The organism is Spiroplasma endosymbiont of Amphimallon solstitiale (assembly GCF_964030965.1).
Classification (GTDB): domain Bacteria; phylum Bacillota_I; class Bacilli_A; order Mycoplasmatales; family VBWQ01; genus Spiroplasma_E.
Genome location: NZ_OZ034999.1, coordinates 1,642,277 through 1,666,221, shown reverse-complemented (window position 1 = coordinate 1,666,221; position 23,945 = coordinate 1,642,277). Strand labels below are relative to the sequence as shown.

The 23,945-nt window shown below is 22.9% G+C and carries 25 protein-coding genes; 9 read left to right on the top strand and 16 right to left on the bottom strand.

What is annotated here, in order from left to right; translation table 4 throughout:
* Positions 1 to 87 precede the first annotated feature (87 nt).
* The 4 genes from AAHH39_RS10460 to AAHH39_RS10445 all read left to right on the top strand — a co-directional run bounded on the left by AAHH39_RS10460 (position 88) and on the right by AAHH39_RS10445 (position 4,865).
* A complete protein-coding gene (locus AAHH39_RS10460) occupies positions 88 to 2,106 on the top strand; it encodes a hypothetical protein (protein WP_342218038.1) in 2,019 nt (672 codons plus the stop codon).
* Positions 2,107 to 2,262: 156 nt separating this feature from the next.
* Positions 2,263 to 3,186 carry a hypothetical protein gene (locus AAHH39_RS10455; RefSeq protein ID WP_342218037.1) on the top strand — a complete coding sequence of 308 codons (924 nt, stop codon included), beginning with the start codon at positions 2,263 to 2,265 and terminating at the stop codon, positions 3,184 to 3,186.
* A gap of 142 nt (positions 3,187 to 3,328) precedes the next feature.
* Positions 3,329 to 4,567, top strand: a complete 1,239-nt coding sequence (locus AAHH39_RS10450; RefSeq protein ID WP_342219347.1) for an IS256 family transposase — start codon at positions 3,329 to 3,331, stop codon at positions 4,565 to 4,567.
* 82 nt (positions 4,568 to 4,649) lie between these two features.
* Positions 4,650 to 4,865: a hypothetical protein gene (locus AAHH39_RS10445; protein WP_342218036.1), complete on the top strand. Its 216-nt coding sequence runs from the start codon at positions 4,650 to 4,652 to the stop codon at positions 4,863 to 4,865.
* Positions 4,866 to 4,975: 110 nt separating this feature from the next.
* On the opposite strand, the gene AAHH39_RS10440 is transcribed toward AAHH39_RS10445, so the two are convergent.
* The 5 genes from AAHH39_RS10440 to AAHH39_RS10420 all read right to left on the bottom strand — a co-directional run bounded on the left by AAHH39_RS10440 (position 4,976) and on the right by AAHH39_RS10420 (position 8,413).
* Complete coding sequence (locus tag AAHH39_RS10440; protein ID WP_342218035.1) at positions 4,976 to 5,512, bottom strand: hypothetical protein; 537 nt, start codon at positions 5,510 to 5,512, stop codon at positions 4,976 to 4,978.
* A gap of 69 nt (positions 5,513 to 5,581) precedes the next feature.
* The gene (locus AAHH39_RS10435) at positions 5,582 to 6,526 is read right to left on the bottom strand and encodes an IS30 family transposase (RefSeq protein ID WP_342217458.1); all 945 of its coding nucleotides are present in this window, start codon (positions 6,524 to 6,526) and stop codon (positions 5,582 to 5,584) included.
* Positions 6,527 to 6,576: 50 nt separating this feature from the next.
* On the bottom strand, positions 6,577 to 6,795 hold the full coding sequence (locus tag AAHH39_RS10430; RefSeq protein ID WP_342218034.1) for a hypothetical protein: 219 nt from the start codon (positions 6,793 to 6,795) through the stop codon (positions 6,577 to 6,579).
* A 14-nt stretch (positions 6,796 to 6,809) separates the two neighbouring features.
* A complete protein-coding gene (locus tag AAHH39_RS10425) occupies positions 6,810 to 6,941 on the bottom strand; it encodes a hypothetical protein (RefSeq protein WP_342218033.1) in 132 nt (43 codons plus the stop codon).
* 311 nt (positions 6,942 to 7,252) lie between these two features.
* A complete protein-coding gene (locus tag AAHH39_RS10420) occupies positions 7,253 to 8,413 on the bottom strand; it encodes an Mbov_0401 family ICE element transposase-like protein (protein WP_342218032.1) in 1,161 nt (386 codons plus the stop codon).
* A 73-nt stretch (positions 8,414 to 8,486) separates the two neighbouring features.
* On the opposite strand from AAHH39_RS10420, the gene AAHH39_RS10415 reads away from it, so the two are divergent.
* The 3 genes from AAHH39_RS10415 (at position 8,487) to AAHH39_RS10405 (ending at position 11,914) form a co-directional block, all read left to right on the top strand.
* Positions 8,487 to 10,115: a hypothetical protein gene (locus AAHH39_RS10415; RefSeq protein WP_342218031.1), complete on the top strand. Its 1,629-nt coding sequence runs from the start codon at positions 8,487 to 8,489 to the stop codon at positions 10,113 to 10,115.
* 57 nt (positions 10,116 to 10,172) lie between these two features.
* A complete protein-coding gene (locus tag AAHH39_RS10410) occupies positions 10,173 to 11,411 on the top strand; it encodes an IS256 family transposase (RefSeq protein WP_342219293.1) in 1,239 nt (412 codons plus the stop codon).
* A gap of 314 nt (positions 11,412 to 11,725) precedes the next feature.
* Positions 11,726 to 11,914, top strand: a complete 189-nt coding sequence (locus AAHH39_RS10405) for a hypothetical protein (RefSeq protein WP_342218030.1) — start codon at positions 11,726 to 11,728, stop codon at positions 11,912 to 11,914.
* A gap of 110 nt (positions 11,915 to 12,024) precedes the next feature.
* Here AAHH39_RS10405 and AAHH39_RS10400 read toward each other — a convergent pair whose 3' ends face one another.
* The 6 genes from AAHH39_RS10400 to AAHH39_RS10375 form a co-directional block, all read right to left on the bottom strand.
* The gene (locus AAHH39_RS10400) at positions 12,025 to 14,067 is read right to left on the bottom strand and encodes a hypothetical protein (protein WP_342218029.1); all 2,043 of its coding nucleotides are present in this window, start codon (positions 14,065 to 14,067) and stop codon (positions 12,025 to 12,027) included.
* Positions 14,012 to 15,259 carry a hypothetical protein gene (locus AAHH39_RS10395; RefSeq protein ID WP_342218028.1) on the bottom strand — a complete coding sequence of 416 codons (1,248 nt, stop codon included), beginning with the start codon at positions 15,257 to 15,259 and terminating at the stop codon, positions 14,012 to 14,014. The genes AAHH39_RS10400 and AAHH39_RS10395 overlap by 56 nt, the downstream gene beginning before the upstream one ends.
* Positions 15,260 to 15,408: 149 nt before the next feature.
* Complete coding sequence (locus AAHH39_RS10390; RefSeq protein WP_342218027.1) at positions 15,409 to 17,682, bottom strand: hypothetical protein; 2,274 nt, start codon at positions 17,680 to 17,682, stop codon at positions 15,409 to 15,411.
* A 3-nt stretch (positions 17,683 to 17,685) separates the two neighbouring features.
* On the bottom strand, positions 17,686 to 18,228 hold the full coding sequence (locus AAHH39_RS10385; RefSeq protein WP_342218026.1) for a hypothetical protein: 543 nt from the start codon (positions 18,226 to 18,228) through the stop codon (positions 17,686 to 17,688).
* 15 nt (positions 18,229 to 18,243) lie between these two features.
* Positions 18,244 to 19,554 carry a hypothetical protein gene (locus AAHH39_RS10380; RefSeq protein ID WP_342218025.1) on the bottom strand — a complete coding sequence of 437 codons (1,311 nt, stop codon included), beginning with the start codon at positions 19,552 to 19,554 and terminating at the stop codon, positions 18,244 to 18,246.
* A 14-nt stretch (positions 19,555 to 19,568) separates the two neighbouring features.
* Positions 19,569 to 20,249 carry a hypothetical protein gene (locus AAHH39_RS10375; protein ID WP_342218024.1) on the bottom strand — a complete coding sequence of 227 codons (681 nt, stop codon included), beginning with the start codon at positions 20,247 to 20,249 and terminating at the stop codon, positions 19,569 to 19,571.
* Positions 20,250 to 20,338: 89 nt separating this feature from the next.
* Between AAHH39_RS10375 and AAHH39_RS10370 the strand changes: the two genes are divergently transcribed.
* Both AAHH39_RS10370 and AAHH39_RS10365 read left to right on the top strand, forming a co-directional pair.
* Entirely contained in the window at positions 20,339 to 21,577 is a 1,239-nt protein-coding gene (locus tag AAHH39_RS10370; protein ID WP_342219315.1) for an IS256 family transposase, read from the top strand.
* 136 nt (positions 21,578 to 21,713) lie between these two features.
* Positions 21,714 to 21,878: a hypothetical protein gene (locus AAHH39_RS10365; RefSeq protein ID WP_342218023.1), complete on the top strand. Its 165-nt coding sequence runs from the start codon at positions 21,714 to 21,716 to the stop codon at positions 21,876 to 21,878.
* 23 nt (positions 21,879 to 21,901) lie between these two features.
* Here AAHH39_RS10365 and AAHH39_RS10360 read toward each other — a convergent pair whose 3' ends face one another.
* Genes AAHH39_RS10360 through AAHH39_RS10340 form a run of 5 tightly spaced genes read right to left on the bottom strand, consistent with a single transcriptional unit; the run spans position 21,902 to position 23,944 of the window.
* On the bottom strand, positions 21,902 to 22,303 hold the full coding sequence (locus AAHH39_RS10360; RefSeq protein ID WP_342218022.1) for a hypothetical protein: 402 nt from the start codon (positions 22,301 to 22,303) through the stop codon (positions 21,902 to 21,904).
* Between the two features lie 18 nt (positions 22,304 to 22,321).
* Positions 22,322 to 22,702 carry a hypothetical protein gene (locus AAHH39_RS10355; RefSeq protein WP_342218021.1) on the bottom strand — a complete coding sequence of 127 codons (381 nt, stop codon included), beginning with the start codon at positions 22,700 to 22,702 and terminating at the stop codon, positions 22,322 to 22,324.
* Between the two features lie 16 nt (positions 22,703 to 22,718).
* Positions 22,719 to 22,907: a hypothetical protein gene (locus AAHH39_RS10350; protein ID WP_174480113.1), complete on the bottom strand. Its 189-nt coding sequence runs from the start codon at positions 22,905 to 22,907 to the stop codon at positions 22,719 to 22,721.
* A 34-nt stretch (positions 22,908 to 22,941) separates the two neighbouring features.
* Positions 22,942 to 23,100 (bottom strand): hypothetical protein, encoded by a 159-nt coding sequence (locus AAHH39_RS10345; RefSeq protein ID WP_281747961.1) that lies wholly within the window; start codon positions 23,098 to 23,100, stop codon positions 22,942 to 22,944.
* 16 nt (positions 23,101 to 23,116) lie between these two features.
* Positions 23,117 to 23,944, bottom strand: coding sequence for a hypothetical protein (locus AAHH39_RS10340; protein ID WP_342218019.1), 828 nt, complete (start codon positions 23,942 to 23,944; stop codon positions 23,117 to 23,119).
* Position 23,945 lies beyond the last annotated feature (1 nt).

Sequence of the window (23,945 nt, the reverse complement as noted above, 5' to 3'; positions counted from 1 at the left end):
TAATAAAATAATTAATTATAATTGTTTAACAATTAAAAATGAGAGTTTTATCTCTCATTTAAGTTTTTATTAAATCTAACCATTAAGTTGATACGCCCAAGATGTAGTTATTGAAAAATATTTCCATTTATTATTAATAATGGTGCTATACCTTTAACTGAAACTGGTTATAAACCAATTAATAGTAAAATTAGTGATTTTGGACAATATGAATTAATATTAACTGGTACTACTCCAGTTGTATGTATTTGAAAAAATAGTACAAAAATATATCAAAAAAATAAAGGTAAAATTGACCCTATAACTCATAAACGTAGTGGACAAGATGAATTTTATACAAAACAATATAAAATTGGTGATTATTGAAATGCTTATTTAATTGATGATACAAGTGGTGTTGATTTTAGTAATTTACCAAATAATCAAATATTTAAAACAGTACAAACAAAAAGACAATATACTTTAGTAATGTTTGAAGAACATATTACAATTGATGATTATTTACAATTTTTTGTTGTATTTAATGATGAAAATGAAAATATTGGTGGTAATAGTGGTAAAAATCAAGATAGACAATTATTATATATTTCAAATGTAACAAATTATTATAGTCCTTATAATGGTGCATTTAGTATGCAAGTATTAACTTTTAGTAGTTTAAATGATAGAGTAGTTGTAAGTGGTCAAAATACACTTGATTTTGTACAATATGCAAGCCCGGGTAGTGGTTATGCTTTCCCTACTATTGAAAAAGGAAAAGTAACTTTAAATCGTACTTTAATGCGTGATATAGGAGTAAGATATAGTCATAGACAAAGTTATGGATTAGAATTATTAACAAGTTGTTATTATTATGGAAGACCAATAATTCAAGGTCAAGAACCTATACAACAAAATAATGAAGAAATATTTGAAAATAAAGTATTTGCTTCAAGAAGATTATTTATTGCTGGTAATAATGAAAAATCTACAACTAATATTAAAAATAATGGTGGTTTACTTGCTGGTATAAATGATAAAATAACAACAAGTAGTCATCCAGAAACTACATTTTATAATATTATGAATGCACAACCTACTGGATTTACTAATTTTAAAAATTTTACAGAATGATTAAAAACTTCATTAAATTTTCAAGATAATTTATTTGTAACAAAAGATTTTAAAGGTATGTTAGCATTTGATAAAGATAAAGCAAGATTAAGTAATGGTACATCAGTAGGAGAAGCAAAATTCTTTTGAGATAGTGAATGAAATATAAATAATTTAACTGGTAATTATAATGTTGATATGAGTAGTAATTTTAAATATAAAGACCCAGATACACATTTAATTATAGGAAGTCCAACTGTAGATTATAGTAAAATAAGTCAAAAATATATGTCAGCAATATTAAATTTTAATTCAGTTGTATTTAGTCCTTTAATTCAAATGCCTTATGATAGTCAACAATGATTACCATTTGCATTAAGTGATATTCCTTTAATTGGTAAATTATTAAATGCTTTAACATTAGGTATTTGAAGTAGTTGAGTTATTACTCAAAATGCTCAACAATATAAAAAAATGTTATATTTTAATGGCTTTATGTCAGCATTTTTTACAAGTAATTTAGAAAGTATTATTGGTAATGGTGGTTTAATTCCATTAAATGCTTTTACAAATGATAATGATTTTACTATTGGTAAATTATTAGGTGCAAATGTTTCAACAACTGCTATGACTATGAAATTAAGTGATAGAGTAAGTGTTTATCCATGAGACCCTACCAATGGTAAAAAATTAGAAGTTAAAGAACAAATAAGTACAGTTGATTTATCACAAAAGAAAAATAATAAAGTTTATATTTTAGCAGAAGATACTGAGTTTTTAGATATAGCAAGTCCTTTTACAAATGAAGATAAAGATTGTCAATGAAATCCAACAAGTAATGGAGTTATTGATGGTTCAAATTATGCTTATATTATTGATACAATTGTTACACAAAGTTTACATCAAGGTGAAGAAAGACATACATTTTATAGTGATAATCCTTTTACTTATCAAGGTGATTATAATGAAATATCAGTTGCTCAGTTTAGATATAATAATATTTTAATTATGTAGAAAAGTATGGATGACCAAAAATTATTCATCAATTTACACTTAAAATATTATTTTTAATTAAAAATTTGTTAAAAGTAACATTATTTAGTGTAAAAATTCTCTAAAAATAACACTTTATCATGTATCATTACTTTTCTACAAAATTAAAGTAATAATATGGGTTATTTAACTGGTAATGCTTTTAATTGAACAACTTTGTATAAATTAAATCATGATGAATATGAAGAAACTGAAGAAACTACTTTTAGTTATCCAGCAAAAATATTACCACCAAGTCCACAAAATATAGCAAAAACAATTGTTATTAATACAGATTTAAAAATTAATATGACAGCAAATAATATACCTTTAACAATTTTAAAACGTTATGAGGGCGGAGGAGTTAAAAATACTGAAGAATGATTTAATAATAATCAACCAATAATTTCTTCTAAAAATATTAATTTAAAAGATTATTTAGACCCTACATTATTAATTAATACTTTTAATGATTTAAAAAGATATTATAAAAGTATAACTATATATTATGATTATGATATTGAAACAAAAGAAGAAGTTCAAAATGCTTCCGGATATCATGACAGAACATGAGTAGAAACTAAATTTTTTACAACAGAAAGTTTTAATCCAGCAAAAGAAATTAAAAATACAAGTATAACAATTGAATTAAAAGATTTAATATTTGAAAAATATAAAACTAACATAATAGAAAAAGAATATAGTTGGTCTCAAAATATAGATTGGTCAGCACTTTATGATAAAAGAGATGGTAACTTAACTGGTAAATCCTATACATATTATAAAATAAATAGCAATTATTCAATTAATAATTATGAAATAACATTAAAAGATAACGGAAATAGGGAAGGATTTGATTTATTATTTAATAATAAAACATCAATTAATTTTTTTATTCAAGATAATAATAATCTAAATTGAGAGATATATTTATTATCAGCATTATCTAAAATTGAAGCAAAAGGGCAAATAATAGGGTCTGTACATGATAATGGTTATGCTATGAGATATATAAATATTATTAAAGCAAATTTTAATAAAATAGTTTTAAATGCAAGATAATTTGTTATAATTAAAAATAAAAAAAGGATGTTTATTATGAAAAAAAATGGCAATGTTTAGTAATCTGTGTAACTTACAAAAATAACTATGTTTAATTAATTCTAGTAAATATAATTAAATGACTAGAAAGAGTGAGTTACAGATGGCTAAAAAACAAAATATTAATAATAATGATCCAATATCAAAAGCAGTAGATTTATTATTAGAAAATACTGAAGATTTAACAACAGTTTTTAAAGAAGGGGGTTTATATAAAGAATTAACAAAACGTTTAGTTGAAAAAATGTTGAATTCTGAAATGCAAAATTATTTAGGATATGAAAAAAATCAACATAGTAATACTGAAAATGCTCGTAATGGTACAAGTTCAAAAAAATTAATAACTCAACAAGGTAAAATTGAGATTGATGTACCAAGAGATCGCAATAGTGATTTTACTCCTGTAATAGTTGCAAAAAGACAGCGAAGATTTGATGGTTTTGATCAACAAGTGCTTTCACTATATGCAAAAGGTATGACTCTATCTGACATTAGAATGCAGTTACAAGAGTTATATCATGGTGCTGATATTAGTGAAAGTGTTATTAGTCAAATTACTGATGATGTTATTGATGATGTCAAAACATGACAAAATCGACCATTAGAAAGCGTTTATCCGATTGTTTACTTTGATTGTATAGTAGTTAAAGTAAGACAAGATAAACGCATTATTAACAAATCAGTTTATATAGCATTAGTAGTTGATTTAGAAGGCAAAAAAGATGTTTTAGGCTTATGAATTAGTGAAAATGAAGGTGCTAAATTTTGATTATCTAATTTGACAGAAATGAAAAATCGAGGCTTAAATGATATTCTTATTGCTTGTAGTGACAATTTAACAGGCATGTCAGAAGCAATACAATCAGTTTATCCTAAAACAGAACATCAATTATGCATTGTTCATCAAATTCGAAATAGTTTAAAATATGTTTCATACAAACATCGAAAAACTTTAGTTACAGATTTAAAGCCAATTTATACTGCATGTAGTGAAGAACAAGCAATGCAAGCTTTAGAATCATTTGAAAGTAAATGAAATAAACAATATCCTCAAATTGCTAAATCTTGATATAAAAATTGAGAAAATTTAATGGTTTTTATTAGTTATCCTGTAGAAATCAAAAGAGTAATTTATACTACAAATGCTATTGAATCTGTTAATAGTCAATTAAGAAAAGTTATCAGAAATAAAAAAGTTTTTCCTAATGATATGTCAGTTTTCAAAATATTTTATTTAGCAATTGAAAATATAACAAAAAAATGAACATTGCCTATTCAAAATTGAAATACAGCAATTGCTCATTTTATGATAAAATTTGAAGACAGAATTAATCTGAACTAGTACTTTGTAAAACAAAGATACACAGATTTCTAAAAAGCCTCAAAAAAATTTTTTTTGATTATCATTATTTAGTGCTATGTATATGATTTTTACAATAGGCTGTATAATTTCTTCTGCATGTATAATTGTAAAAAATCCTATTAATGATTATCAAAAATTATCTAACAATTTTGGTTATATAATATTAGGTTTTGGTATTGTATTTATTTTTACTTCTATTTTGTTTTTTTGTATAGCATATATAGTTAAAAATAATTATTTAGATAAACAAGAAAATAATATTCCCCCACAATCTTAAATATTAATGTATAATATTAAAATACTTACCTAAGGGGTTAGAAAAGGTAAGTTACAGATGTCAGTTTATTTCATTTCATTATTAGGTAAGCACCTAATTAAAAAGTTACCTTAATTGGTAACTTTTTGTTTAAAATTATAGTAGTATAATAAATTCTGATTTATATTTACTTTTTTTAATATGTCTTCAATATAATTTATTTTAATATTTTTTTTGAAAATTTCAGTAATTTTTTCTTCTTCTTTTTTCAATATTTTTTTATATTCTAAAAATTCATCATATAAATATGAAAACAATTCTTTTTGTAACTTTTTACTTTTTATAATATTAAAAATAATACTTAATTCATTATATATTTTTTTATATTTATTATTTTCTATTAAGAAAATATCATTTTTTTCTTTAATACTATTATTCATAGGAGATAAATATTTTTCAATTCATATTATCCTATTTTTTTTAATAACTAAATCTGCTAAATAGACAGATTTATCTAAATAATCAAAAACTGAATTATTATTTTTCTTTTTTTCTTTTTTTAATAATTCTAAATAATCATTGGCAATTTTAATGATAAGCCCGCTTAAATAAATATCTAAAATTTTATTTATTTTTTTAATTTTAAAAAAATTTAAATTATTTATCATTTTTTGTCTCCTCATAACTAAAATTACTTTTTATATTTCCTGAATTGTAAATATAAATGGGACAGTTTTTTAAAATAATTGTATTAAATCTATTGGTCTTTTATAAGATAGTGATTTTCTGGGTGTAGAATTAATTTGAAATGCTATAGTATTTAAATCTTTTTGTTTATATGAAGATAGATCTGTAGATTTTGGTAAATATCTTCTTAAAATACCATTATTATTTTCATTTAAACCTCTTTGACAAGGTTTACCAGGATCTGCAAAATAAATCTTAACATTACAATTTTTTTCGATTAATTTTCATTTACTAAATTCTTTACCACGATCAAAAGTAATAGTTTTAACTGTTCCTTTTTGTAACTTTGAAATAAATTTTATTATACTTTTTGTAATATTTTCTGATTTATTATTTTTAGTTGCTAAAGGAATTGTGGTTTTTGATCATATATCAGCTAAAGTAATAATAGAACTTTTATGATCTTTACCAATGATAGTATCACCTTCTAAATGACCAAATTCTTCTATATTTTTAATATTAGGAATGATTAAATTTCTTTCATGAATAGACTTACAATTATTAATTCTGCCCCTAGTTTCTTTTTGTTTGTGAGGTTTATTTTTTCCTTTTCTCAATAAGTTATTTTCATCAAAACCCATTCGATTTGTTTTAAACATGTTATATAAAGTTTTTGTTGAAATACTTTTTATTTTATTTTCCTTTAAAAAATTAGCAATTATATCAAGAGCATAATTTTTAGTAATTAACAAATGATTAATAGTATTAATTTCTATTAAAGTTAAAATTATTAATTTTCTACCTGCATTTTGTTTATTTTTTTGAATTTTATTCAATATTTCTAATGGTAATAAGTTTTGATTTAATAATCTACAAACTCTATGTACAGTTGATTTACTATAATCAATGGCTTTTGCTATTTTACGAATCGAAAATCCATAACTTTTATATTCTTTTATTGCTATTATTGATTCAATAGTCAGATACTTATACATTGTGCTAATTCCTTTCTTTTCTTAATTATAGAATTAACACAATTTAATTTTTATATAAGTGTCCTTTTTAATTTTACAATTCAGGTTTCATATTCATTTTTAATTTCTTTTATTTTATTTTTAAATTGTTTTTTATGAAAATAACACATATTAAAAAATTGAACTACACTATCTTCTATATTTAAAGTTTTTAAAGTAACTAATACTTTACTATTACAATCTTTAACAATACATTTTAATAATACTTTTTCTTGTTTTTGTTTTTGCATTAAATAATTTCTCCTTAATTAAATAAATCTTCATCTTCTAAACAATTTCTTCCAGTAAAAACCATAATTATTATTCATATTATTGCTATTATTATTCATATTGGTAATAATATTAATCTCATAGTAAATTCTAATAAGTCTTGCATTATTTTTCTCACTTTCATCTAAATTTAAAATTAATAAGAATATATAACCTGAATTGTAAAATTAAAAAGGACACTTATATAAAAATTAAAGGGAGCGTATCGATGTTGTCAATAATATTCAAATTTGTCTTAAAATTATAAAGTTAGACGAGAATAATTTAGACTTCAATATGCAATTGTATGTTAATCTTAACACTTGACAAATATTAGTCAACAATAATACTTACTTTTATAACTCAAAAATTCTTATTAAAGAAAACTTTAATAAGTTTTATTTTATTTTTCATTTTTTTTAAAATTTTAATTTTAATTTATAATAACTGTATGGCTGTATTTATTTGATAGCATTTAAAATTAACCATTTTTGTATACATATCAATGTTATATGTTCTATCACCAATCATATGCTTTAAAATTTGTTTAATATTAGTTTCAGTAAAGCAACCAATATTTTCAACTAGTGCTTGGTTTAATACACCATCTTTTGCATTAATAAAATAACCAACTTTTAATTTTTTATATTGTAAAGTTAATGATTGTAAAAAATCAATTAATTCATAATATTGACCTTTGACAAATAAATTTATTGCATTTTCATAGTGCAATTTAGCAATTTTATTTTTTCTTCTTCCAGCCATTATTCCAAGAAATAAAACATGAAAAGCATGAAATTTATCTAAAATAAATTTAGCATTTAAAATTTGAGCAGTTTTTCTAATTCATTTTGCACTATCTCCACAAACTACTAAATTTGCTTGGTCAAAGTTTTCAAAATATAAATTACCATATGTTTGAATTAATTTAGCTGTTTTTTCTGCACCAATTTCTGTTTTTGATACTCTTATTTTACATACAGCTCTTTTATCAATTAATTTTCCATTTTTCTTTTTACCAGTACAAAATACTAGTAATCTCATAGAACATTTTTTACAATTTTTAGTATTATGTTTTTCATTAAACTTAAATTTTCTATGTCCATCATCAATATTTATATATAAAGTTTGATTTGGTTGCAATGGTATTTTAGGAATATTAGCTTTTGGTAATTGAAATTTTTGATATGTTCTACAAACTGTACTAGTACTTATTAAATCCTCAATAAAAGTATCACAAACATCACGATATTTTTTACCATCAGCAAAATATTTTAAAATTTGTTTAATAACATTAGGTGCAAGTTTACTATATTTTTTAACACCAAGATAATTATCTAGCAATGAAACAAATTCCTTTTTTTGTGTTTTTGGGTTATAATATATACAAATACGTCGTTTATAAGTTAATAAACCTTTTTTTGTTTTTAATTTTCTTTTTCTAAATCTATATGATTTATATACAGATTTATCACATGTATTTCATAAATAATCATCTATTTTTTTAAATAATTCTTCTGTTTGTTGTAAATTTAATTCATCTTGATTAAAATAGTGTTTGTCTCAATCAAAATGATTTGCGAATGGTAGTTTTAACATTTTTAATGTTCCTTTCAAAATTTTGTTTGTTAATAATTTAATTGTATTGTTTATAAAAATTAGGGAGTAAAATATGGCTTTTATTAGTAGTTATGCACAACTGAATAAAAAATATAATCTTAATTTTAGTGATAATAATTATGGTTTTAGTTGAGATATTTTTAAAGCATTTGTTGGTGATGAATGAGCAGAATATTTTACTACTAATTGTTTTTATCGTTTTATACCAACAGCACGTGGAACAAGAAAAACTTGAAACTGCTTAGCATTTGATTTATTTATATGTTGTAATTTTAGTGATAGTAGTGTTCAAGAAGTAAGAAGATATGAAAATACTCATAGTGAAACTACAATTGGTGCTTTAATGAATGTTTGTCAAGTTTTATTAGATGAATATAATATTAATTTATTACCTAATAATCCACATGGTATTAAATGAAAAATAACTAAGAATGGTGGATGTATTATTTTTCCTAATAATCAACAAATTGACTTTATTGGTTATGCTAATGGTAATAAGATTTTTGGAAAAGAAGCAGGTGGGTCAAGTTTTTTAGGTTCAAGAACAGATGAAATTATTATGGCAGAAGAAAAAGAAACACTAACAGAAAAGCAATTAACATATCGATATGAACGATTACAAAATTCTATGTTTAGAAGTAATCGTATTAAAATATCAAAAGAACCTATTAAAGAATGAAGCTGAACCTTTATTGATAAAAATATATATAGTTCTACTTTTGGAAAATTGATTACTCGTTATTTTTATAAAAGTTTTTTCATTACGTTTACATGCAATCCTTATGATAAATATCATCCATTTTATTTAAAATACTGTACACCATTTTTACCATTAAATGATAAAGTAATGGAAAATCTTAAAAAAATTGGCAAAATTTATTATGAAAATCAAGATATGTTTAGTGGTTTAGGTTTATTTGTTTTAAGATTTACTATTCAACCATTTTGAAATAAATTACCAGATATTCAAAAAAGAACATTATTAGAAATGAAAAAAAGTAATCCTGATGAATTTAATACTGTTTTTTATGGTTTTGAATTTTTAGATAGTGATGCAACAATTTTTCCATTTCAAAAAACAGTAAAATATTGACAACCATATGATTTAAAACAATTTTATAATCAAGAAAAAGATATGTATAAATTTGATTTTTATTCAGTTGGTGTTGATTGAGCAACTGGACATAAAGACCATACTGTATTTATGATAGTTGGTTTTAAAGAATATAATAATACTGGTTATTATGATGCTTATATTATTTGTGAATTAGTTGTTACACCAAATGATTTTATTAATGAAAATGAAAAAATTAATGCTTATGTTAATGAAATTTTAGGATTAATGGATAATTTTGAAAATTTTGAACAAGCAATTTATTTTTATGATGATAAAGCAAGAACAGCAATGGATTGATTAAATCAAAAATTAATTGATGAACACAATACTATTTTAATAACACAAACTGCTATTAAACATGCTTCAAATTTAAATCAAGAAGCCGGATTAACTAATAGAGTAGTTTGAATGAGAAATATTATGAGTTATGGAAACTTTTATGCAAATAAAGATGATTTACCAAAAACAACTCAATGTTTAGAAGAATTACGTTATGATGAAACAAAAACTAATATTCCAGACAAGAAGGCAATGTTTAGTAATCTGTGTAACTTACAAAAATAACTATGTTTAATTAATTCTAGTAAATATAATTAAATGACTAGAAAGAGTGAGTTACAGATGGCTAAAAAACAAAATATTAATAATAATGATCCAATATCAAAAGCAGTAGATTTATTATTAGAAAATACTGAAGATTTAACAACAGTTTTTAAAGAAGGGGGTTTATATAAAGAATTAACAAAACGTTTAGTTGAAAAAATGTTGAATTCTGAAATGCAAAATTATTTAGGATATGAAAAAAATCAACATAGTAATACTGAAAATGCTCGTAATGGTACAAGTTCAAAAAAATTAATAACTCAACAAGGTAAAATTGAGATTGATGTACCAAGAGATCGCAATAGTGATTTTACTCCTGTAATAGTTGCAAAAAGACAGCGAAGATTTGATGGTTTTGATCAACAAGTGCTTTCACTATATGCAAAAGGTATGACTCTATCTGACATTAGAATGCAGTTACAAGAGTTATATCATGGTGCTGATATTAGTGAAAGTGTTATTAGTCAAATTACTGATGATGTTATTGATGATGTCAAAGCATGACAAAATCGACCATTAGAAAGCGTTTATCCGATTGTTTATTTTGATTGTATAGTAGTTAAAGTTCGACAAGATAAACGGATTATTAATAAATCAGTTTATATAGCATTAGGAGTTGATTTAGAAGGTAAAAAAGATGTTTTAGGCTTATGAATTAGTGAAAATGAAGGTGCTAAATTTTGATTAGCTAATTTCACAGAAATGAAAAATCGAGGCTTAAATGATATTTTGATTGCTTGTAGTGATAATTTAACAGGCATGTCAGAAGCAATACAAGCAGTTTATCCTAAAACAGAACATCAATTATGCATTGTTCATCAAATTCGAAATAGTTTAAAATATGTTTCATACAAACATCGAAAAACTCTAGTTACAGATTTAAAACCAATTTATAGTGCATGTAGTGAAGAACAAGCAATGCAAGCTTTAGAATCATTTGAAAGTAAATGAAATAAACAATATCCCCAAATTGCTAAATCTTGATATAAAAATTGAGAAAATTTGATGATTTTTATTAGTTATCCTGCAGAAATCAAAAGAGTAATTTATACAACAAATGCTATTGAATCTGTTAATAGTCAATTACGAAAAGTTATTAGAAACAAAAAAGCTTTTCCTAATGATATGTCAGTTTTTAAAATATTTTATTTAGCAATTGAAAATATAACAAAAAAATGAACATTGCCTATTCAAAATTGAAATACAGCAATTGCTCATTTTATGATAAAATTTGAAGACAGAATTAATCTGAACTAGTACTTTGTAAAACAAAGATACACAGATTTCTAAAAAGCCTCGACAAGAATATGCATCAAGACCCTTATGATGCATTGTTTTATGCACTGTATCCATATAAAAATGTAATTAGGGGTAAAAATAATGCTACTGTGAAAAAAAGTATCTTCACATTTGCTATATAATAAACAATTTCAATATAATTAATAGTATAGGTCTCATGAAATAAACGCCTTTAATTTAGGCCTTATTTTTTATTTAAAAGTATACTTGTAAAAATAATCAAAAATAGTACAATTTTAAAGTAAAATCAAGGAAAAAAGGAGTAATTTAATATGAAAACATGAATAAAAACAAATTTAAGTAAAATAACATTAGCATTAGCACTAACTGGCGCAGTAAGTGGAGTAACTGGTTTAATAATTGGTTCAATAGCACAAAATAAAACTAATGGTTATCAATCATTTCTTGATTGAAATTATCAAGTTCACTGGGGGGGATGGTACAACTATTTGAGCAAATAAAACCGGTGATAATCATAAAATAGTTTTATATTTTCATATTGATAAACCGCTAATTTCTGCTGATATAAAATGAGATAGAATATATCCTGATGGATATTTTAATAAGTAATCTAAATTTCAATATTAATATATGAAATATTTTCATTGTATTTATCAAATAAATTAATATTTTTTAAATTTATTTTTTGCTTATTGGTAATTAAAGTTAAATCATAATTTCCAGCACCAAAAATACCACTAATTTCAATCCGATTTAAGTTATTAATCGGATTTTCAATTTGTAATTCAAATTGGTTATCATTATCAATTTGTGAAATTTCTTTATAAAATTCTAGTTTTGAAAATAGTTGAGATTTATTAGAACCATATAAATTTAAAGCGTTTTCGATTTTGTTTTTTTCAATAATTGTTCTTGTAAAATACTTTCCATATTCTCCATTTCCTAATGTTCAATCTGCTGGAATTAATGATGGAATATTATTACTTTCAAGTTCATTTGTAATAGATAATCAGTTAAATTGGTTATCATCTAATTTAAATAATTGATTTTGACTAATATCATTATTTTTTAGCTTAATGTTATTAACATCAGTAAAATCAAAATATACAGATTTTAATATTACTTTTACATCTTTAAATTCCCAAACTACATCGGGTGTATAATGTATAGGATTTGATTTTAATTCAAAATAATATGGTAATAATAATTTATAATCATCATTTAAACCATTATTAATTGATATTATTGAATAAATATTTTTTGATATCATCAAAACTATTTTCTTAAAAATTTGTATTTGTGGTAAATTTATATAATTTGGATAATCTAACTCTCATTGTTTAAACAAATTAGTTATTACTTCACTTGGTTTTTGTCCTTCAAATTTTGCTCGTAATTTATCTAATTGATTTGGCTGAGTTGGATTTAATGATGCACCATCAAAGTTTCTATTATAAGTATATGTATAAGTTAACATGTCTAATAATACTTTTTGTAAACTATCAATTGGTGGTTTATCGTTTATTTCAATTTCTATATCATTAAAATTTTTAGATAATTCAATTACAATATTTCTACTTGGATAAGGTGGATTAGGACTATGGCTATTATATAATAAATATGGTATATTTTCTTTCATTTTAAAATCAGGTAAATTACTTGGTATTGGGTCTCCACCGTCATATTTACCAATATTAGTAAACGTTATTCTTGCATTATTAATAACTTCTTTTCTAGGTTCACTGCCACCACCAATAGCAATTAAATCTAAAACTGATTTTTCTTGTCCTATAAATTGTTTTGCTAAATTTCAAGGTAATATTTGTTCACTAAATCATTGTTGTAATATTCTAACTTTTGGTTGAGTTTCAATAGGCATTGATAATAGCGGAAATGCTATTTTATCTTTAACAAATAACTTTGGGTATACTTCCATATTGTCAACTTCACCAAGTACCTTTATATTGCCAAAAATCATACTTCTAGGAGCTTTAATTTTTAAACCAATAACTTTTGTATCTTTATCTAATGGTTTTTGTAATTTAATAATAATTGGATAACCATCTCTTGTTTTAAAATCTTTAATTTTAATAATAGTTATACTTTTAGTACTTCTTGTTTTTGGATTTTGATAAGGTTGTGAATAATTATTAATGATATATAAATTATCAATATTATTTTCAGTTAATGGTTCATTAATAGATACTGCATATAACTTAAATTGATTTAATAAATTTATTTCTTGAAAAATTAAATTTTTAATATCAGTCATACTATATTCAATTGTATTATCATTAATGTTAGTACTTGCTCTTTGATTTAATTGCATAGTAAAGTCTGATGTTTCAGCAGCAGTAGTTTTTAATACTTTATCAATATCAATAAAACCTATTTTAATAGTATTTGCTGAAAATCTTAAACTATTATTTTCATTATTTTTAAATAAACGCTCAATTTCATAAATATATAAAGTTCTTAGTTTAAATTCATCATATGCTCTTTTAAGCTCAGGGTCACCTTTGCTACTCATAAGATTAGTAAAATCATATGGAATATTATCAATTAAATAATCATTTTCTACTTCTGCTTGATTAAGTTTAGTTTGCTTCTGTTTCTGTGGAAACTTCGTTTGTGGTTTGTTGTTCTTTTCCATTGTTTTCTCCTATTAATTGGTTATTTTCTGGATTAAATAATTTTAATTTAACTGTTAAATTATTAATTTTTTGTTCATCATTAATGTTAAATGTTTTACTATTTAATAAATCTTTATCTATGCTTACTAATATTTGAATAAATTTAAGAATATCAATATTAAATTGTCATAATTTTTGTTCAATATAATTAATAGTTGAAATATTTACTGCTGTACTTTCGGGAACTGATTGTTGTGCTGATTTCTTTTGACTTGGTATATGAATTCCACAATGTTTAAATATTTCATTAACATTTCAATCGTATATATCAGTTAAATTCTTACCTTTAAAATTACTATTTGTCATATTAATATTTTCATTTTGTTCATTATTATCTCCACCACTTTTAAAAATATAATTTTTAGTAACCAATATTCTTACTGCTTCTTCTAATGTTGATTGAACATTACCATAAGTTTGACTAAATATAAATTTTGGTGAGTTTAAAATAGTATCTAAAACAATTTGTTCATAAATAACATCTAGTGCTTTAATTTTATCCATTACTTTATTACAATCTGCTAATTCATTTGCTTTATTTCGCATAATTGCTATTGGAATATAATTAATATTTAATATTTGCTCTTGTTCTAAATTAGGATTATTAATGTATGATTTAAAATCTAATGGAAATTGTTTTTTATTATCACTAATACTATAAATTGCACGATTAATAGTTACTTGTTCATTATTTAGTGTATAAATTTCAAATAATCTTACAGTTTGTGCATTTTGTTGATAACTATCATAAAAAATAGTACATTGAATTAATTTACCAGTAATATCATAAATTCTTTGTTGTATATCTACTAATTGAAAATATAGATCATCATTTGCAATATAAATTAAATAACCACTAATTCCTAATTTACTTAATTTAAAAATAGAATTTCAATTTTTTCTATAAAATTCTTGTTGAATTAAATATTGTTTAATGGTTTCATTATTTATTTCTAATGGAGCATTATATAAATTAGCATTATTTTCTGCTACAAAATCAGTAAAATAAGTTTCATGATTAAAATCATTAAAACCAAAATAATTTAAAATTGAAGCATGAGTACTTTTATTTTTATTAGTTAAAAATTTTACTTTTTCATTTTGATTATCACTAATATTACTTTTATCTTTTCTAAAAAATCTACCTAACATAATACTCACCACCTTTCTAAAAGATTTGATTAATTTTTAATACAATTTTTACTATAATAAATATAATTAAACCAGCAGTTGCTGATGATAGAATTACTCCAATTAAACCTAAAATAATTTTTATAATTTTAAAAAACATAATATTATTCCTATAATTCTTCTAATTTTCATACATTACCTTTTAAATTACCTTTTCCACTATAAATAGTAATCAATTTAGCATGTTGAACTGATAAAATTACTATATTAACACTATCATTAAAGGTTTGTATTGGTACACCAGCAATTTTGTTATCCGTTATAATAAATTCTTGAATAGTATAAACTGGATTATATATACTTCAAGAATAATAAACTCTATAATGTTTATTAACTATAAAATCATAAGTAATTTGTCAATTATCTCATTTATTTTTTTCTCTTGTTCCTACATCTTTTCATTGTTGATTATTTGGACTTGGTGTTGGATTATCTGGTAATTCAATATCTCAATAATTTTCTTCTATTTCATTAGTTTTTAAACTTCTTGAATTAATTTTTAATTTTGGTGTAACATCAACTTTAATTGTATTTTGTAATTCTTCTAATGAAAGAATAGCACCATAATTAATATCTCCACCTTTTAAATATAAACTACAATTAAAACTACTTTCTCTAACAGTTAAAGTTAATATTACATCTTCATCTTTAATTTTAAATTTTGCAAGTAAATAATCTCCACCTAAATAATTACCAGTTTTAAATTCTACTTTATGCTTTATATTTGCTTGATTTACTGGTAATTCATCTAATGTTATAATTACTCTATATACAGTATTAAAATTAATTTCAAACGTATCTCATTCACGATTATTTTTACTTTTACTTATTACTTTTCATATTTCTTTATCTTGTTTTTTATCAATATTTGCTTTATTTTCATTAATAGCACCAGCAACAGTTTTATTAATAGTTTCTAAATTAGGGATTTCTTGACTTACAGCATTCAATTGAAATGCTACTGGAAACTTTTTTTCTGTGTCTTCTAATTTTTTATCTACTTCTTCTTTTTTATAATAATCAGTTAAATCGGTTTTACGACCAGTAGCACTAATTTTATTATTTTCATCAATAGTTATATTAGTACCAGCAATTAATTTATCTTGTTTTTTATCTAATAAATTATTAGTTTCTAGTTTTGTATAATAATCACGTTCAGTACTTTCTTCTGCTATAAATTCAGTTGGTGTTCCAGTACCTTGATATTGATATATATTATGAATTATTGGTGTATACTTTTTTGTGCTATTATTAACAATAAATTTTATTGAATTATCATCATATAATAACATTACTTTGTCAATATTAACATCAATTTTTTCAATTATTATTTGTCTATTTTCTATTTGATGATTAGTAATTCTTATATTAGATTTAGTTAATTTATTATTACTTATAATAAGTTGTTTACTATCGATAAAATAATATGTTCAATCAATAATATATCATATATCTGTTTTAATATTTTCATTTTTAACTTTTTTTCATAAAGGACTAGTTTCAATATTAAATCAATTATTTTTAATATCATCAATATTTTGTTTATTAATATCAACTTTATTTTCTAATAATTTAATACTATTTTCATTAGTAGTAATTCTTTTTTGTTGTTTAGCAGAAAAGTCAGCAGTCGCAGCATGAGTAAAATCACCAATTTGTGGATTATTTTGTAATGCTTCTGGTGGTAATGTACCAATTTCATCAGGTCAATCTAAAATCATTGTTTCAGTTTTTGGGTCATAATCAGTTGCAACATAACCTTTATTTATAAAGTTTGTAACACGACCCCTATATATCTCATTTTCGTTATCATTAACTAAATCATCATATAATTTTATTTGTTTTGATAATGTAAATTCTTTTTGTTCTTTAATTAATTCATCAACTTGATTTCTAGTATAAAATACTTTTAAGTCAATTTTTTCAATATCTATTTCATCTTGATTATAATTTGAAAATACTTGTTTTAATTCTGTTAATCTTGCTCATATTTTCATTCTACTTGGTGCTAAATCTCAAACATTAATTGTAGGAATACTACTTGCATTAAATGATGTACCATTATTGAATTGAATAGTAGCATCAACATTAAATTCAATTGGTGTACGATTAAATACTCAATGTTCAACCATTACATAAACCATATCTCTTAATGTTTCTTTAATTAATTCATCTTTAAAACTATCAAAAGGAAATTTAGATAAAATAAAATCAAGATAAGCATTAATATCATTTTGAGCGCGAATAGCAAAAGTTGTAAATCAGTCTTTGACATTAGGTCATGTATTTATATATTGAGATGGAGTTTCTGTAATTTTTCCAGTTAATGGATATCAGTTATTATAATTTTCAAGACTGACATCAGTTCAAAGTTTATTAATCATAATTTATCATTCCTTAAAAAATGCTTTTTTATAATGTTTAGTTTTTGTTTTAGTTTTCCTATGTGATATATGGATAATTTCTTTTTGTAATTTTTTCTTACCTTTTTCTACAACTTGACTATATGCAAATTTTTCTAAATGATGTAATAGTCCAGTACCAAATAAAGTATTAACTGAAAATTTTAAACCAACACTTTTAAATGATTTATTAATATTTTCAATAGGATTATTAATAACATTTACAACTTTATGATAAGTTCTAATAGTTCTAAATATTTCTCTATATACTTTAAAACTATCTCTAATTACTTGTTGCACCACTGGTGGAGTAAATGCTATTGCTTTTAATCATTTATTACGATTAACACCATAACCAATGTATCAACCACTATATCAACGATATCAATGAAATGGATGTATTTGAGTAACAAAAGTTTTTGCTTTAAGAATACTATCAACAACTGTAATTGGTTTATACTTAGGATTACGATGATAAATAGTAATTGCACATTTGTCCTTTAATTTTGTAGAAAAGTAATGATACATGATAAAGTGTTATTTTTAGAGAATTTTTACACTAAATAATGTTACTTTTAACAAATTTTTAATTAAAAATAATATTTTAAGTGTAAATTGATGAATAATTTTTGGTCATCCATACTTTTCTACATAATTAAAACATTTGTCTAATGATAAAGGTTGAATTTTACAACCCATAAATACTGGTGAATTTAGTGGAATTAATTGTGCATGTTTAATTGCTCTTTTTTCTGCACTAGTAAATAAATCTGTTGCTTTTTCTTTTAATTTATTAATTTTTTCAAATGCTTGTTTTTCTAATTTTTCAAATTTTTCTTGTAATTTATATATACTTTCTCGTAATTTTTCAAAATATGGTGTATCTTTTCAAAATTTATTTAAACCTTTTTTTAAATAAAATCTAATATCAAAATACTTAAAAATTTTATTTGCATTTAAAACAATTTTATGAATTGAACTATTTTTAAAATTAAATTTAATAGCATTAGCACGAATTTTTTGTAAATCTAAAATTAAAGTTTTTCCATATCTATTCTCTGTATGTATTGTATGAACTAAATTTAATCAATCATGTTGGTTCATTTTTAATACTTCTTTTAATTCAGTATTATATTTTTTTAAAAAGTTATTTGCTTTTTCAATATCTTTAATTTTAAACTTTGGAGTTAATTGTGGACTTAATTTTATTAATGTATTTTGTAATGATAAATATTCTTTTATTTGTTGTGATTTTAAAGATTTAAAATTATTTTTAAATTGTTTTTCAGCAACATAACCTAAATTTTGTGTTATTGTTTCACGATTAGGTGCCAAACTATAATTAAATAAATAACGTTTATTACCAATGATTTTATCTGTTAAAATTTCTTTTCCACTTACTTGACTAATAATTTCTTGTAAATTTTTTGCTTCTTTAACACCAATTTGTTCTAATGTTTTAGTTTTTTGTGCTAACTTAATAAATTTAGTAGTACGATAACCACGACTAATTTTATTAATTCCAACAAATGCAGGTAATATATTAAAAAAAGTATTTAATGGTGTTACATTTCCTTTTAAATAATCATAAACTTGATTAATAGTAAAATCAGTTAAAAACTCTACACCAACAGCACTAATACTAGCAATTAAATCACTTGCACCTAATCCAAGTGCTATACTTTCACTTAAACCACCAGTAAAAGGAGCAAGTGCTACTGCTATTACTTGTACACCAATCATTTCTAAAATTTCTCATCAAAAACTTTTATTTTCTTGTTGGTTACTTGTTCTAGTATGTTTTGGTTTATTTATGTTTAAAAGTATTGCTGTACTAGTTGTACCAATTGGCATGATATTAATTTCCTTTATTTAAGAGTTATTTTAATTGGATTTGTTGAACCTTTATAATTTAAATCATTAACATTTGAAGAAATAACTATGTATAAGTCACCTGCTTTTTGTTTTTGATTACTTACATTAGTTTTTCCTTGTGCATCACTAAAATATTTAATAGTTGGATTTGTTAAATTTGGATTTAATGATTTAAGTTCATTAGTACTTTTTATTTGTGTATTTAATTCACTATTATTGTTATTAACATTTGCAGTAATATCAGTTGTTAAATTTGTAATCTTAGTTTTTAAATCATTTTTATCATTATTAACAATTGCACATAGCATTCAACGTGAAGTTGTTTCTTCATCTGTTATATAGGGTATTGATTCACCAGTTACTTCTCCACCAACTAAATATCTTCTTCCAACTTTACCATCAGCAATATCTTGAACATATACAACTGTATTTTGTAACATATATCTTTTCATTGCTCTTGGTGTTGCTAAAACAAAAGACATAATTTTAGTTTCATTATTATCAGTAAATGTCATATAATCATCCATTACAATTTGACATAGTACACCTTTAATATATAAATCATTTCCATTTAATCTTAATTGTTGAGCAATCTGATTATCAGTAATTAATCCTTTATTATTAGCTAAATAAACAATACTATCATAAAGATTATTAGTAATAAAAAAAGGCAATGTTTAGTAATCTGTGTAACTTACAAAAATAACTATGTTTAATTAATTCTAGTAAATATAATTAAATGACTAGAAAGAGTGAGTTACAAATGGCTAAAAAACAAAATATTAATAATAATGATCCAATATCAAAAGCAGTAGATTTATTATTAGAAAATACTGAAGATTTAACAACAGTTTTTAAAGAAGGGGGTTTATATAAAGAATTAACAAAACGTTTAGTTGAAAAAATGTTGAATTCTGAAATGCAAAATTATTTAGGATATGAAAAAAATCAACATAGTAATACTGAAAATGCTCGTAATGGTACAAGTTCAAAAAAATTAATAACTCAACAAGGTAAAATTGAGATTGATGTACCAAGAGATCGCAATAGTGATTTTACTCCTGTAATAGTTGCAAAAAGACAGCGAAGATTTGATGGTTTTGATCAACAAGTGCTTTCACTATATGCAAAAGGTATGACTCTATCTGACATTAGAATGCAGTTACAAGAGTTATATCATGGTGCTGATATTAGTGAAAGTGTTATTAGTCAAATTACTGATGATGTTATTGATGATGTCAAAACATGACAAAATCGACCATTAGAAAGCGTTTATCCGATTGTTTATTTTGATTGTATAGTAGTTAAAGTTCGACAAGATAAACGGATTATTAATAAATCAGTTTATATAGCATTAGGAGTTGATTTAGAAGGTAAAAAAGATGTTTTAGGCTTATGAATTAGTGAAAATGAAGGTGCTAAATTTTGATTAGCTAATTTCACAGAAATGAAAAATCGAGGCTTAAATGATATTTTGATTGCTTGTAGTGATAATTTAACAGGCATGTCAGAAGCAATACAAGCAGTTTATCCTAAAACAGAACATCAATTATGCATTGTTCATCAAATTCGAAATAGTTTAAAATATGTTTCATACAAACATCGAAAAACTCTAGTTACAGATTTAAAACCAATTTATAGTGCATGTAGTGAAGAACAAGCAATGCAAGCTTTAGAATCATTTGAAAGTAAATGAAATAAACAATATCCCCAAATTGCTAAATCTTGATATAAAAATTGAGAAAATTTGATGATTTTTATTAGTTATCCTGCAGAAATCAAAAGAGTAATTTATACAACAAATGCTATTGAATCTGTTAATAGTCAATTACGAAAAGTTATTAGAAACAAAAAAGCTTTTCCTAATGATATGTCAGTTTTTAAAATATTTTATTTAGCAATTGAAAATATAACAAAAAAATGAACATTGCCTATTCAAAATTGAAATACAGCAATTGTTCATTTTATGATAAAATTTGAAGACAGAATTAATCTGAACTAGTACTTTGTAAAACAAAGATACACAGATTACTAAAAAGCCTCTAAAAAAACGACAATTATTACTATTTCTTAGTTGAAATAAAGTATTTCAAGCATCTAACATTGATTTTAAATATCCTACTGGTGTTTTATCAGTAATGTCTATTTTAGTTGCATATTTTGCAATTACATTTGTATCATTATTTTTTAATTATGTAGAAAAGTATGGATGACCAAAAATTATTCATCAATTTACACTTAAAATATTATTTTTAATTAAAAATTTGTTAAAAGTAACATTATTTAGTGTAAAAATTCTTTAAAAATAACACTTTATCATGTATAATTACTTTTCTACAAAATTAAAGTCATTATTTGCTAAATAATCTGCTAAGTCATTAGCAACTTCATATTGCATTGTATTTAATAAATTTTGTCCATTTTCAGCATTTAAATCAACATTAGCAATTATTTCACCCGCAACTGCTTCTTCTTTAATTTCTTTTAAAATTTTAATAGTTTCAGCATAACTAACATCTAATCCTTTGCTTTTATCATTTCATTTTAATACTTTAATTTCTGAATTTTTTGGTTTTTTAACTATAAATTCAATTTTTGTTGAATTAACCATTTCGATAGGAAAAAAACTTGCTCATGGTGAATTTGATTGTTTATAAAATTCTATAAATTCTGGTGCTTCTACTAATTTTTCGGTATTATCTAAATTTTTATTGAATTGTATTGCCATTTTTTGATTTCCTTTCTGTTATAAATTATTATTTTTTTTATAATCCAATAATGTACTTTTAATTGAATTTTGTTGATTTGTTATTATTATTTGTGGTTTGCCACCTGTATTAATTGTTTCTTTAAATACTGGTTGTTCTTTAATCATTTTTTTAATAGTTTCTTCAATTTTTGAATTTTCTAAATTATTAGTTTTAAATTTTAAATAATCATAAAATTCAGTTTTAACTTGATATTTTTTAAATATATTAATTATTTCTTTTTCTTTAATTTCTTGATTAAGTTTATTTAACTTATTTTCTGCTTCATTAACTTTATTTTCTATTTCTTGTGAAGAATCGTTATTATTTTCAGTTAAAGGTTCAGTTGTTTGTTGAACATTATTTTCATTTTCTAACATTTACATCACCACTTTATTATTTATTTTCTTTATTAATCTTTTCATTTAATTTTGCTAATTTTTTTTGATGTTTGATAATTTTGTTATTTGCTCTAACATGTTTTGGAGTTGTGATAAATCTTTTTAATAAAACAATAATTTCTCTGCAAATTAATGTTCCAACACTTGTTCCAATAATTATTAATTCATGTAAAAATTCTTTCATATGAATATTTTCCTTTCAATTATTTATTTTTTAATTATTCATCAAATTGACCACCATTAATTCTTTCAATCATCGATTTTGAATTACTTATAATGCTTACTAATAAGGCAATTTCTTTATTTAACTGTTCCATTCTCTCTTTATATGTCTGAATTTCATTATTATAATATTCAAGTAATTTTTCTTTATTCATAAATTATTCACCTCCTTTATAAATTCATGTGATTATAATCTCAATTTAATGAAGCATTATCGTGATTTAATGGTACTTCGCTCATATTATCACTACCATAATGACTGGTTGTTTCACTATTAATTGAAAATCTATTATCATTAATTAATCTTGCAGTTTCATTATTAAATGGTGTTTCTTGCATTTCTTGAATATGATTTGTAGTTTCCATAGGTAGTAAATTATGGATTATTTCACTTGCACCAGCAATTATGGTAGGTACTGCATAAGCATTATTAAAATCATTATTTATACCCATTGCAACACCACTTGAAATTAAACAACCACCAGTAGCCATATTACAAATTTTTCTTATTGTTTCAAATTTATTAGGTATTAACTCAGTTAATCCACTAATAAGATTTGAAATACCATAAGCATTTAAACTAATATATGTATCTCAATCCATTAATGACTGATTTTCTTGTTTATTTAATAGTAATCATGGCGGACCTTCTGTTGTAGTTGTAGTAGTTACTGGAATTGGTGTTGTTGGAATAATAGGATTAATATTATTTTCTGTTCATTTACTATAATTTGCTAAACCAATTGTTCCTAATCCTAATGCTATTTTTTTAGAACTATTAATTAATTTAGTTTTAGTATTTGGTCTTTGATTTAAATTTCAAATATCTAAACCTAATTTTTTACCAAATAATAAACTATTAATTGAACCTAATATTGGATTTGCAATTACTTGACCATAATAAGCACTTGTACCAATCATTGCACAAATAGGACTTATACCAGTTCTTATTAATTTAGTTAAAGTATAATTTGATTGTGTATTTTCTATACTTGGCATT